The 12,798-nt window shown below is 67.9% G+C and carries 11 protein-coding genes; 8 read left to right on the plus strand and 3 right to left on the minus strand.

Features of this window, described 5'->3' with window-relative positions:
* The first annotated feature begins 269 nt into the window (after positions 1-269).
* Both L2U69_RS18365 and L2U69_RS18370 read left to right on the plus strand, forming a co-directional pair.
* Entirely contained in the window at positions 270-2,072 is a 1,803-nt protein-coding gene (locus tag L2U69_RS18365) for an SLC13 family permease (RefSeq protein WP_236108584.1), read from the plus strand.
* Positions 2,073-2,209: 137 nt separating this feature from the next.
* On the plus strand, positions 2,210-2,950 hold the full coding sequence (locus tag L2U69_RS18370; RefSeq protein ID WP_236108585.1) for an ABC transporter permease: 741 nt from the start codon (positions 2,210-2,212) through the stop codon (positions 2,948-2,950).
* A gap of 15 nt (positions 2,951-2,965) precedes the next feature.
* Here the strand turns inward: L2U69_RS18370 and L2U69_RS18375 are convergent, their stop codons facing one another.
* Positions 2,966-3,721, minus strand: coding sequence for an IclR family transcriptional regulator (locus L2U69_RS18375; RefSeq protein WP_236108586.1), 756 nt, complete (start codon positions 3,719-3,721; stop codon positions 2,966-2,968).
* A 93-nt stretch (positions 3,722-3,814) separates the two neighbouring features.
* Here L2U69_RS18375 and L2U69_RS18380 point away from each other — a divergent pair, with 93 nt between their 5' ends.
* The gene (locus L2U69_RS18380; RefSeq protein ID WP_236108587.1) at positions 3,815-4,756 is read left to right on the plus strand and encodes an acetaldehyde dehydrogenase (acetylating); all 942 of its coding nucleotides are present in this window, start codon (positions 3,815-3,817) and stop codon (positions 4,754-4,756) included.
* Positions 4,756-5,796 (plus strand): 4-hydroxy-2-oxovalerate aldolase, encoded by a 1,041-nt coding sequence (gene dmpG, locus L2U69_RS18385; RefSeq protein ID WP_236108588.1) that lies wholly within the window; start codon positions 4,756-4,758, stop codon positions 5,794-5,796. The genes L2U69_RS18380 and dmpG overlap by 1 nt, the downstream gene beginning before the upstream one ends.
* 87 nt (positions 5,797-5,883) lie before the next feature.
* Here dmpG and L2U69_RS18390 read toward each other — a convergent pair whose 3' ends face one another.
* A complete protein-coding gene (locus tag L2U69_RS18390) occupies positions 5,884-6,846 on the minus strand; it encodes a GlxA family transcriptional regulator (protein WP_236108589.1) in 963 nt (320 codons plus the stop codon).
* Positions 6,847-6,913: 67 nt separating this feature from the next.
* Between L2U69_RS18390 and L2U69_RS18395 the strand changes: the two genes are divergently transcribed.
* Genes L2U69_RS18395 through L2U69_RS18410 form a run of 4 tightly spaced genes read left to right on the plus strand, consistent with a single transcriptional unit; the run spans position 6,914 to position 11,969 of the window.
* Entirely contained in the window at positions 6,914-8,164 is a 1,251-nt protein-coding gene (locus tag L2U69_RS18395) for a sarcosine oxidase subunit beta family protein (protein WP_236108590.1), read from the plus strand.
* A 10-nt stretch (positions 8,165-8,174) separates the two neighbouring features.
* Positions 8,175-8,435 carry a sarcosine oxidase subunit delta gene (locus L2U69_RS18400; RefSeq protein WP_236108591.1) on the plus strand — a complete coding sequence of 87 codons (261 nt, stop codon included), beginning with the start codon at positions 8,175-8,177 and terminating at the stop codon, positions 8,433-8,435.
* Positions 8,432-11,374, plus strand: coding sequence for a sarcosine oxidase subunit alpha family protein (locus tag L2U69_RS18405; protein WP_236108592.1), 2,943 nt, complete (start codon positions 8,432-8,434; stop codon positions 11,372-11,374). The genes L2U69_RS18400 and L2U69_RS18405 overlap by 4 nt, the downstream gene beginning before the upstream one ends.
* The gene (locus L2U69_RS18410) at positions 11,367-11,969 is read left to right on the plus strand and encodes a sarcosine oxidase subunit gamma (protein ID WP_236108593.1); all 603 of its coding nucleotides are present in this window, start codon (positions 11,367-11,369) and stop codon (positions 11,967-11,969) included. Before L2U69_RS18405 ends, L2U69_RS18410 begins: the two co-directional genes overlap by 8 nt.
* Before the next feature lie 41 nt (positions 11,970-12,010).
* Here L2U69_RS18410 and L2U69_RS18415 read toward each other — a convergent pair whose 3' ends face one another.
* Positions 12,011-12,697, minus strand: a complete 687-nt coding sequence (locus L2U69_RS18415; protein WP_236108594.1) for a TetR/AcrR family transcriptional regulator — start codon at positions 12,695-12,697, stop codon at positions 12,011-12,013.
* Positions 12,698-12,798 lie beyond the last annotated feature (101 nt).

Genomic DNA, 12,798 nt, shown 5'->3' on the forward strand with positions numbered 1-12,798 from the left:
TCGACAGCCCCTACGAACCGCCGGAAAACCCCGAGATCCGCATCGACACCACCACCCAGTCCGTCGAACAGGCCGCCGACGCCATCGTCAAGAACCTCGCCGAAAAAGGTCTCATCTGACGTCACGCCACGAAGCGCCGGCCGCCGTTCTCAAAAAAACGGCGGCCGGCGTCGTGATGCCGTCGAAGGTGGATTGACTTCCGCGCGGGCTGATTAATTCTGATCAGACTTGTCGAGATTTAATGCTCGAGATCAACACGTGGGGGCGTGATGGAATTCCTGGGTCTCGAAGCCTATGCGCCGGTGATCGCGCTCATCGTCATCGGCATCATGCTGGTCGGCTTCGCGACCGAGACCTATCCCCCCGCGACCGTCGCCATCATGGGCATGGCCCTGGTCCTCGTCTTCGGGCTGATCACGCCCGACGACATGCTGAAGGTCATGTCGAACAGCGCGCCCTGGACCATCATGCCGATGTTCATCCTGAGTGCCGCCCTGATCCGGACCGGGGTTCTGGACGCCCTGATCTTCCAGCTCGAACGCCTGCCGCTGCACCGGGAGGGCGTGGTGATCGCGACCGTCAGCCTGGTCGCCTGCCTGGCGTCGGCCTTCGTCAACAATACGCCGCTCGTCGTCCTGATGATCCCGATCGTCGTGGCGCTCGCCAACAAGTCCGGCGTCGCCATCTCGAAGCTGCTGATCCCCCTGTCCTTCTCGGCCATCCTGGGCGGCACGACGACCCTGGTCGGCACCTCCACCAACCTGCTGGTCGACGGCGTCGCCCAGGGCAATGGCCTCGCCCCCTTCGGCATGTTCGAAATCACGGCGGTCGGCCTGCCGGTCGCCCTGGCCGGCATCTTCTACATGATCGTCTTCGGACGCCGCTTCCTGCCCGACCACGGCCTGCTGACTGGGGCCGCGACCGGCCGCAACCGCTTCCTGGTCGAAGTCCTGATCCCGCCGGACAGCCGCATGATCGGCCAGAACCCGGCGTCGGTCCGGGTCTTCCAGGGGCCGGACCGGCGTGTCGTCGACGTCATCCGGGGCGACGAATCGCTGCGCCGGGACATGGATTCGGTGGTGCTCGGGGCCGGCGACATCGTGGTCCTGAAATCGGCGGTGGCCAATGTGCTGACCATCCGCGACCAGGTCGGGGTCGAGGTCGGGCGCGGCGCCCAGGCCGCGGCCGACGGCGAGGCCCTGGCCCCCGTCGCCAGCCGCAAGGCGATCGTCGCCGAGGCGGTCATCGGGCCCGGCTCGCGCCTGGTCGGCCGGCGCCTGCGCCAGATGCGCCTGCGCCGCCGCTACGGCGTCTATCCGATCGCGCTCCACCATGCCGGCGAGAACCAGTCGGACCGGCTGGAGGAGGTCGTGATGCAGGTCGGCGACAGCCTGCTGCTGGAAGGCGCGCCCGACGATCTCGCCCGGCTCGCCGCCGACGTCGGCCTGATCAATCTGAACGCCTCGAGCGAGAAGGCGCTGCGCCCCGGCAAGGCACCGGTCGCCATCCTCGCCCTCGCGCTCGTGGTGGCGGGCAGCGCCTTCGGCATCATGCCGATCGTGGCGCTGGCCTGGGTCGGCGTCGCCTTCGTCTTCGTGACCCGCTGCATCGACAGCGACGAAGCGTTCGCCGCCGTCGACTGGCAGATCATCATGATGATCTTCGCCATGCTCGCCGTCGGCCGCGCCCTCGAAGCGAGCGGTGCCGTCGAACTGGTGGTCCAGGCCGTCCGGCCCTTCCTGAAGGACCTGCCCCTGCTGGTGCTGCTCTTCGCCGTCTATTTCCTCGGCTCGACCCTGACAGAGATCGTCACCAACAATGCCGTCGGCGTGGTCGTGACCCCTGTCGCGATCGCCATGGCGAATTCGCTGGGGCTCGATCCGCGCCCCTTCGTGGTGGTGGTGATGTTCGCCGCCAGCGCCAGTTTCGCGACACCGATCGGCTATCAGACCAATACGCTGGTCTATTCCGCCGGTGGCTACCGCTTCATGGATTTCGTGCGGGTGGGCGCCCCCCTCAACCTGCTCTGTGGCCTCGTGACGGTCACCGCCGTCCATCTCCTCTGGTTCTGAGGGCCATTAATCCTTGCCAGGGCGAAGGTGGCGTCCGATAAACTCAACAGCGGGCCGTCGACCGCCCCGCCTTCGAAAGCGACAGCGAACACGCGATGAATGAAGCCGTCGAAGCGATTGGAATCCAATTTCGGGTCTTGAGTGCCGTCATCTTTCGCGAGGGCAAGGCCCGCATGGGCCGAAACTTCATGGGCCTGTTCGCCCAGATGGGCCAGTTGGGCGTCGCCATCACCATCTTCTCCCTGATCCGCTATTTCACCGGCCAGGGCATTCATCGCGGCATGGACATCGTCCCCTTCGTCGCCACGGGCGTCATCATGTTCTGGACGTTCCGCAACACCATGCAGCGCGTCGCCGTGACCTCGATGATGGCCTACAATGATACGTTCTTTCCGCAGGTGACGCCGCTGGACGTCGCCATCGCGCGCGGCGTCGTCAACATTACGCTCTTCGTCCTGCTGGGCTTCCTGGCTTTCGGCATCTTCATCCTGGTCGGCGTGTCGCATCCGATCTACCGGCCGGCCTATGTCGCGATGCTGATCCTGGTGTCCGGTTTCTACGGTCTCTTCGCGGGCATGATCCTGCATCCCGTCCTCCGCCGGTTTCGTCTGTTCCGGCCGGTGCTGACCGTCGTTCTCCGCGTGCTGCTGCTCACCAGCGGCGTCTTCTTCGTGATCCCGGAGATCCCTTACCTCTTCCACGATTACGCCCTGTGGAATCCGCTGCTGCACCTGAGCGACATCATGCGGCAGGAGTATTTCGGCACCTACAGCGCTGAATATGCCGATTTCGGCTATGCCATGCGCTGGCTCGTCGGCCTCATTCTCTTCGGGCTGATCACCGAACGCGCGGCACGGCGCTCCAAGAGCTTCATCTGATCCGGCGGCGGGCCGTCACCCGTAGAGCCTGCTTTCGATCGCCTGCGCCGTCGCCTCCAGGGCATCCAGCAGGGCGCGCCGGGCGTCTTCCGTGGCCGGCGACGCCTCCCCCGTCAGGGAGATGGCGGCCGTGACCCGGCCCTGGCCATCATGCAGCGGCACGGCCAGGCAATGCAGGCCTTCCGCCATTTCCGCATCGTCCACGGCATGGCCCGCGCACGCGATTTCGGCGAGCGAAGCGCGCAATTCCGCCGGATCTGTCATCGTCGTCGCGGTCAGGCGTACGAAGGGCCCGCCGGCGAGATAGCGTTCCCGCGCCGCCGGCTCCAGTCCCGCCAGCAGGACCTTGCCGATCCCCGTGCAATAGGCTTCGAGCTGCATCAGTTCGCGCGTGAAGAGCTTCGTCCCGCCGCCCGCCTCCTTCACCAGATAGGTCACCATGTCGGCCTCGAGAATGCCGAGATGGGCCGTTCGCTTCTCCTGCCGGGCGAGGCGCCGCAACAGGGGCCGGCTGGCCTGGATCAGGACGAGACGTCGGTCGGGCGCCAGATCCGCCAGCCCCATGCCGGCCAGATAATGGCCGCGCGCGCCGCGCGCGATCAGGTGCCGGCGTTCGAAGGCGGCGACCAGCCGGTGGGCGGTCGAAACCGGAATCTCCAGCCGCGCCGCCAGCCGGGCCAGCGGCGTGCGCCCGCGATCGCGCAGCACCTGCTCGAAGAGATCGAGCGCCCGGTCCAGAGCCTGGGTTCCACTGTCGCCCTTGCCTTTCATTCTCTCATAATGTGAGCAAATGAAGGCCGTGTAAATTGCCTGTCGCCCGTGCTTCGGCCAATCATCCGCCCATCCTGAACGGGAGGACACGTGATGAGCGAGAAAGTGAAAGCCGCCATCATCGGCTCGGGCAACATCGGCACCGACCTGATGATCAAGATCATGCGCAATTCGAAGGTGCTGGAGATGGCCGCCTTCGTCGGCATCGATCCCGAATCCGATGGCCTGAAGCGCGCCCAGCGCCTGGGCGTGGCGACCACCCACGAAGGCATCGACGGCTTGCAGAAGCTGCCCGTCTGGCCCGAGATCGGCATCGTCTTCGACGCCACCTCGGCCGGGGCCCACAAGCGCCACAACGAGATCTGCAAAGCGGCGGGCAAGGTCATGGTCGACCTGACGCCGGCGGCCATCGGCCCCTATGTGATCCCGGTGGTGAACGGCGACGACCATCTCGATGCGCAGAACGTGAACATGGTCACCTGCGGCGGCCAGGCCACCATTCCCATCGTCGCCGCCGTCTCCTCGGTCGCGACCGTCCATTACGGCGAGATCGTCGCCTCCATCTCGTCGAAGTCGGCGGGCCCCGGCACCCGCGCCAATATCGACGAATTCACCGAGACCACCCGCAACGGCATCGAGCAGGTGGGCGGCGCCGCGCGCGGCCGCGCCATCATCATCCTGAACCCGGCCGAACCGCCGATGATCATGCGCGACACGGTCTTCACCCTGTCGTCCGGCGCGGACGAGAAGACCATCGAGAAGGCGGTGAAGGAACAGATCGAGCGGGTGCAGAAATATGTCCCCGGCTATCGCCTGAAGCAGGAACTGCAGTTCGAGCATTTCGGCTCGAACAACCCGGTCCACATCCCCGGCCACGGCACCTTCGAGGGCATCAAGACCTCCGTCTTCCTGGAAGTCGAGGGTGCCGCCCACTACCTGCCCGCCTATGCCGGCAATCTCGACATCATGACCTCGGCCGGCCTCGCCACCGCCGAGAAGATCGCCACCCGCAAGATGCTGAAGGAGGTCGCGTGATGACGTTCGACCCGACCGAAACCAAACTCTACATCCAGGACGTGACCCTGCGTGACGGCATGCATGCCATCCGCCACCAATACGGGCTGGACCATGTGCGTGCCATCGCCAAGGCGCTGGACGACGCCGGCGTCGACGCCATCGAAGTCGCCCATGGCGACGGGTTGAACGGCGGCACCTTCAACTACGGCTTCGGCCGCCACACCGATTGGGAATGGATCGAGGCTGTCGCCGACGTCCTCGACAAGGCCGTCCTGACCACCCTGCTGCTGCCCGGCATCGGCACCATCGAGGAATTGAAGCACGCCTATTCCCTCGGTGTCCGTTCGGTCCGCATCGCCACCCATTGCACCGAGGCGGATGTCTCGAAGCAGCATATCGAGGCGGCCCGCAACCTCGGCATGGACACCATCGGCTTCCTGATGATGAGCCATATGATCGAGCCGGACCATCTGGCCGAACAGGCGAAGCTGATGGAAAGCTATGGCGCCACCTGCGTCTATGTCACCGACTCCGGGGGCGCACTGGACATGGACGGTTACAAGGCGCGCTGCGAAGCCTATGACCGCGTGCTGAAGCCGGAAACCCAGCGCGGCGTCCACGCCCACCACAATCTGTCGCTGGGCGTCGCCAATTCCATGGTCGCCGTGCAGGCCGGCGCGATCCGCGTCGACGCTTCCCTGGCCGGCATGGGCGCCGGTGCCGGCAATGCGCCGCTGGAAGTCTTCATCGCCGCAGCCGACCGCAAGGGCTGGAAGCACGGCTGCGATCTCTACAAGCTGATGGATGCGGCGGAAGACCTGGTGCGTCCCCTTCAGGACCGTCCGGTGCGGGTCGACCGCGAGACCCTGACCCTGGGTTACGCGGGCGTCTATTCGTCCTTCCTGCGCCATGCCGAAAAGGCCTCGAACGAATATGGCGTCGATACCCGCGCCATCCTCTACGAGGCGGGCCGGCGCCGCATGGTCGGCGGCCAGGAGGACATGATCGTCGACATCGCCCTCGACCTCGCGAAGGAGCAGAAGGCGGCCAACGCCTGATCGCCGAGCAAGGTTGCCTTTCCCCGTTCGCGGGGAAAGGAGCGGCGGAGAGGTATAGCGGGGGCCATGCCTCTCCGCCGTTTCCGGTCAGCCCCGCTGGACGCGCGGGGACTGGCCGAAACGCCGCCGGTAGGCCCGCGCGAAATGGGCCGGCGCCGAAAAGCCGCAAGCCAGCGCCACTTCGGCCACCGGCATCGCGGTCTGGCGCAGCAGCGACCGGGCCCGGTCCAGCCGAACCCCCAGATAATGCGCCGCCACCCCGGTCCCGAGGGCCACGCTGAACAGCCGTTCCAGCTGACGCAGCGACAGGCCGGCCAATGCGGCCAATTCGGCGCGCGGCACCGGATCCTCGATCCGCGCTTCCATGGCGGCGACGACGCGGGCCACCCGCTCGTCCGCGAGACCAAGGCGCAGGCGCGGATCCATGCGCTGGGCCCCGCCGCCCTGACGTATACCCGTCTGCAGGAACCAGTCGTTCACCCGGCCCGCCAGCGCGGCGCCATGATCGCCCTCGATCACCGCATGCATCATGTCGAGGGCGGCAATGCCGCCCGCCGAGGTCAGACGCCCGCGATCGATCTCGAACAGGGCCCCGGTCGGGAACAGGGCTGGAAACTCTTCCACGAAGGCGGCGGCATGTTCCCAATGGACGGTGCAGCGAAAGCCGTCCAGCAGTCCGGCGCGTGCCAGGACCACCGGCCCGCCGGAGACGCCGGCCATGGCCACCCCCCGCCGCGCGAGCCGGCGCAGCCGACCCAGCGTCGCCGCTTCCGCGAAGTCGATGCGGTCGCCACCGGCACAGACCACCAGCATGTCGAGATTGCCCGCCGCCGACAGGTCGCCGTCCACCGGCACCAGCGCCCCGGTCGATGAGGCGACCGTGGCCCCCGCCGGCGAAAAATGGCGCCAGTCGTAGACGGCCCTGCCGGCCAGCCGGTTGGCGGCGCGCAGCGGCTCGATCGACGAGGCATAGGACATCAGCGCGAAACCCGGGATCAGCAGAAAGCCGATGCGGCGCGGTGACGGAATGTCGCTTCTTGATCCGCTCATGACGCGAACAGTCAATAACGACGACCGGTTCCGGTCAATCCTGTCCCTCTCGCCGCCGGGACATGCCATGCGCCGTTCGATCTTCAGCCTCGCCCTCAATGCGCTGACCGGGCACCGCCTGTGGCGGCCGACCTGGCGCGATGCCGTGCCGAAACCCGAATACGACGTGATCATCATCGGCGGCGGCGGCCATGGCCTGGCGACGGCGCATTACCTCGCCAATGTCTTCGGCATTCAGCGTGTCGCGGTGCTGGAGAAATCCTGGATCGGCTCGGGCAATGCCGGGCGCAACACCACCATCATCCGTTCCAACTATCTGCTGCCGGGCAACAACGCCTTCTACGAGCTTTCCATGAAACTGTGGGAAGGGCTGGAGCAGGAGCTGAACTACAACGCCATGGTCAGCCAGCGCGGCATCGTGAACCTCTATCACAGCGACGCCCAGCGCGACGCCTATGCAAGGCGCGGCAATTCCATGCGCCTGCATGGCGTCGACGCGGAACTGCTGGACCGGGACCAGGTCCGTGCCATGGTCCCCTTCCTCGATTTCGACAATGCGCGCTTTCCGGTGAAGGGCGGCCTGTTGCAGCGGCGCGCGGGCACGGCGCGGCACGATGCCGTGGTCTGGGGCTATGCCGCCGCCGCCAGCCGGCGCGGCGTCGACATCGTGCAGAATTGCGAAGTGACCGGTTTCATCCGGAACGGCGATGCCGTCGTCGGGGTGGAGACGACGCGGGGCTCGATCCGCGCCCCGAAGATCGCCATGGCGGTCGCCGGGAATTCGTCGCGCGTGGCGGCCCTGGCCGGGCTGCGCCTGCCGATCGAGAGCCACGTCCTCCAGGCCTTCGTCTCGGAGGCGGTGAAACCGCTGATCCCGGGCGTCGTCACCTTCGGTGCCGGGCATTTCTACGTCAGCCAGTCGGACAAGGGCGGTCTCGTCTTCGGGGGCGATATAGACGGTTACAATTCCTATGCCCAGCGCGGCAATCTGCCGGTGGTCGAGGATGTCGCGGAGGGCGGCATGGCGCTGATGCCCATGATCGGCCGCATCCGGCTCCTGCGGTCGTGGGGCGGGATCATGGACATGTCGATGGACGGCTCGCCCATCATCGACCGCAGCCCCCTGCCCGGCCTCTATCTGAACGCGGGCTGGTGCTATGGCGGCTTCAAGGCGATCCCGGGGTCGGGCTTCTGCTTCGCCCATCTGATCGCCAAGGGCGAGCCCCATCCGACCGCCGCCGCCCTGCGCCTCGACCGTTTCGAGCGCGGTTACCTGCTCGACGAAAAGGGCCAGGGCGCCCAACCGAATCTGCATTGAGGGGATTGCGATGCGCCTTTCCTGCCCCTTCTGCGGCCCGCGCGACAGCGCCGAATTCACCATTCTTGGCGATGCCGGCGTAACCCGGCCCGACCCCGACGCGCCTGATGCGCCCGCCGCCTTCTTCGAGGCGGTCTATCTGCGCGACAATCCGGCCGGCCCGCACCGGGAATATTGGTATCACGGCGCCGGCTGCCGCCAATGGCTGGTCGTCGGCCGCGATACGGTGACCCACGAAATCTTCGACGTCACCCTGGCGAGGCGGCCATGAGCGGCTATCGCCTGCCCGGGGGCGGCGCCATCGACCGCACCCGCCCTCTCGGCTTCAGCTTCGACGGCAGGCCCTTTCAGGGCTATGCCGGCGATACATTGGCATCGGCCCTGCTGGCGGAAGGTGTCGGTCTGGTCGCGCGATCGTTCAAGTATCACCGCCCGCGCGGCGTGGTCACCGCCGGCTCGGAAGAGCCGAACGCCCTGGTCGAATTGCGCACGGGCGCAAGGCGGGAGCCGAACACCAAGGCGACCACGGTCGAAATCTACGACGGCCTGAAGGCGGCGAGCCAGAACCGCTGGCCCAGTCTCGGGTTCGACGTGGGCGCGGTGAATTCACTGCTCTCGCCCGTCTTCGTCGCCGGCTTCTACTACAAGACCTTCATGTGGCCCGCCGCCTTCTGGGAGAAGGTCTATGAACCGGCGATCCGCAAGGCCGCGGGCCTCGGCCGGGGCGCGGGCCTGCCCGATCCCGACCTCTACGAGAAAGCCAACGCCTTTTGCGACGTACTGGTGATCGGCGGTGGGCCCGCCGGCCTCGCGGCGGCGCTGGCCGCCGGACGCAGCGGCGCCCGGACCATCCTGGCGGACGAGGATTTCCTGTTCGGCGGGCGCCTGAACGCGGAACGCCTGGAGATTGCCGAAAAGGCGGGCGCCGATTGGGCCGCCGAAGCCGTTGCCGAACTGGCGTCCCTGCCCCATGTCACCCTGATGCCGCGCACCACCGTCTTCGGCGTTTATGACGGCGAGACTTACGCGGCCCTGGAACGGGTGGCGGATCACCTCGCGGTGCCGCCGCCGCATCAGCCGCGCCAGCGCCTGTGGCGCATCCAGGCCAGGCAGTCGGTGCTGGCGGCGGGTGCCATCGAACGCCCGCTGGTCTTCGGCGGCAACGACCGCCCCGGTGTGATGAGTGCCGCCGCGGTGCGCGCCTATCTGAACCGCTTCGCCGTCGCGCCGGGCCGGCGCGCCGCCGTCTTCACCACGGGCGACGACGGCTGGAAGACCGTCGCCGACCTGATCGAGGCCGGGGTCGAGATCGCCGCCGTGATCGACGCGCGTACCGGCATCGCCCACGATCACGAGGCCCTGGCGGCCGCCCATGACATCCGTCTCTTCGCCGGCGCCGTCGTCACCGGCACGCGGGGCGGCCGTGCCCTTCACGCCGTCCAGATCCGCGATGCCGGTGGCGGAACGCGCACCATCGCCTGCGACCTGCTGGCGGTGGCGGGCGGCTGGAATCCCAATGTCGCCCTCTCCACCCATCTGGGCGGCAAGCCCGAATGGCGCGCGGATATCGCCGGTTTCGTGCCGGGCCCCGCCCTGCCCCCGGGCATGGCCGTGGCCGGTGCCTGCGCCGGGCGCATGAATCTGGGCGACTGCCTGGCGGATGGTTTCCGCCTGGGCGCCGCCGCCACCGGCACCACCCCGCCCGAAGCACCCGAGACCGGGCCCGACGCCACCACCGCGACGCCGCTGTGGCGGATCGCCGGCACGCGCGGCAAATGTTTCGTCGATTTCCAGCACGACGTGACCGACAGGGATGTCGCGCTGGCGGCGCGGGAAGGCTTTCGCTCGGTCGAGCATCTGAAGCGTTACACCACGCTCGGCATGGCGACGGATCAGGGCAAGACCGCCAATCTGAACGGCCATGCCCTGATGGCCGCGCTGACCGGGCGCGGCATCGCCGAGACCGGCACCACGCGCTTTCGCCCGCCCTATGTCCCCGTCGCCATCGGCGCCCTGGCCGGGCCCCATCGCGGCCCCGACTTCAAGCCGACGCGCCTGACCGCCGCCCATGGCTTCTCCGCCGAAATGGGCGCCGTCTTCACCGAGGCCGGCCAATGGCTGCGCCCGCAGTATTATCCCCGGCCGGGGGAGAGCGACTGGCTGGAGAGCGTGACGCGCGAAGTGAAGGCGGTGCGCGGCGATGTCGGCATCTGCGACGTCTCGACCCTCGGCCGGATCGAGATCCAGGGGCCGGACGCGAGGCATCTGCTCGACCTCGCCTATTGCAACATGTTCTCGACGCTTGCCGTCGGCAGGGCGCGCTATGGCGTGATGCTGCGCGAGGATGGTTTCGTCATGGACGACGGCACCACGGCCCGCCTGGGGCCCGAACATTTCGTGATGTCGACGACCACCGCCAATGCCGCCCGGGTGATGCAGCATCTCGACTTCCTGCGCCAGGTGCTGCGCCCCGAATGGGATGTGCAATGTGCCTCCGCCACCGAACATTGGGCCATGTTCGCGGTGGCCGGGCCGCGCTCGCGCGCCCTGCTCCAGGATCTGCTGGGGGATGCCTTCGATGTCGCTGGCCTGCCGCACATGGGCGCCGCCGAATTCCGCTGGGGCCGTGCCCGGGTGCGCCTGTTCCGCCTCTCCTTCTCCGGCGAGCGGGCCTATGAGATCGCGGTGCCGGCGCGCTTCGGCCAGGCGCTGATGCGGCGCATCTGCGACCTCGGCGCGACACCCTATGGCACGGAGGCCCTGGGGGTCATGCGAATCGAGAAGGGCCATGTCTCGGGGCCGGAGCTGAACGGCCAGACCACGGCCGCCGACCTCGGCCTCGGGCGCATGATGTCGAAGAAGAAGGATTTCATCGGCCGCGTGCTCGCCGGCCGGCCGGGCCTCTGCGATCCCGCCCGCCCGGCCCTGGTCGGCCTGAAGCCGGTGGACAGGGGCCGGCGGCTGCGCGGCGGCGGCCATTTCCTCCGCCCCGGCGCCGCCCCCGTGATCGCCAATGCCGAGGGCCATGTGACCTCCGCCGCCTATTCGCCCGGGCTCGGCCATTGGATCGCGCTCGGCCTGCTGGCCCACGGCCCGTCGCGCCATGGCGAGACCATGCTGGTCCATGACCCGCTGCGCGACGGCGATACGCTGGTCGAGATCTGCGACCCCGTCTTCCTCGATCCGGAGGGGAGCCGCCTCCATGCCTGACCTCTCCCCGCTCGAGGCGCGCGACGCCTTCTCCGGCCTGTTCCGGCCCGTGGGCGATACCGCCACCGCGCGTCTGACGGTGACGCCGCTTGCCGGTCTCGGCATCGCCGGCTTCACCACTCGCCCCGGCCGGATGGCGGAAGCCGCCGGGCGTATCGCGGCGCGTTACGACGGCCTTGCCCTCGTGCCCGGCCCGCACGCCGCCTTCGCCGGGCCGCTCACCGTGGTCGGCACGGGGCCGGAGAGTTTCCTCGCCCTGATGACGGACGGTGCCGACGATTTCGCCGAAAGCCTTGCCGGCCTGCTGGGCGATACCGCCTCGGTCACGGATCAGACGGACGGTTACGCCACCCTCCGCCTCTCCGGTCCCGGCGCGATCGAATGCCTGAACAAGGGCATCGCCATCGACCTGCACCCCACGGTATTCGGCCCCGGCGCCGCGGCGGTGACCAATGCCGGCCACATCAATGTGATCCTGTGGCAGGTCGATGAGACCCCGGGCTTCCAATTGGCGGTGTTCCGCAGCCTGGCCGCCAGTCTGGCCCGTTTCATCACCGAAAGCGCCGCGGCGGGCGGCATCGCCGTCGCGGGGTAATTCGCCTTTCCTCCTGCATCATCCCGGCGGAGTCCGGGACCTCATGACGGTGAAGGCGCCTCTTCCGTCGGAAGATCCCGGCCTTCGCCGGGACGACGATTCTGGGCGGCCACGGCCAGATCCTTGCGGCAGAGATCGATGAAGGCGTCGACCACCTTCAGGGCGGTCGCGATCGTCTCTTCACGACTGACGCCCGGCGTTCGCAGCCACCATTCGGAACCGGCCTCGGCGGCGCCCAGCAGGGCATAGGCATAGGCGCCGACGATGCGCCGCGCGACCGCGTCGGGCATCGGCGGTACCCGCAGTTCGGCGAGGGTGATCAGGCTCAACTGGATCAGGGCGGAACGATAGCCGCGCGCCTTTTCGGCCACGGGGCCATCGCCGCGCACCGCCGTCAGCACCACCTGCCAATTCGCCGTCTCGGCATAGAGTTCGCCGATCAGGGCGCGCACCGTGGCACGGAGGCGGGCGGCCGGATCCGTTTCCCCCACCTGGGCCGCGAGGACGGTGAGCAGGCGGTTGCCGGTCCGTTCGAGAAGGGCGGTGATCAAGCCGTCCTTGGAGCCGAAATAGGAATAGACCATGGGCTTGGTCACGCCGCAGGCCGCCGCCACATCATCCATCGAGGTGGCGTGATAGCCCTGGGTGGCGAACAGGCCGGCCGCCGCCTTCAGCATCTGCGCCTCGCGTTCCGCGCGCGGCACGCGGCGCTGCGGCCGGCTTCTCACGCTCTCCTCCTTGATCACGGCGCCTCTCGAAAAGCCGTTGACATGACATTACTCACCAGTAACTTACCCCAGAGTAATAAGTACCGCATCAGGAAACGCGC

This window comes from Zavarzinia marina, from assembly GCF_021568905.1.
GTDB classification, from domain to species: domain Bacteria; phylum Pseudomonadota; class Alphaproteobacteria; order Zavarziniales; family Zavarziniaceae; genus Zavarzinia; species Zavarzinia marina.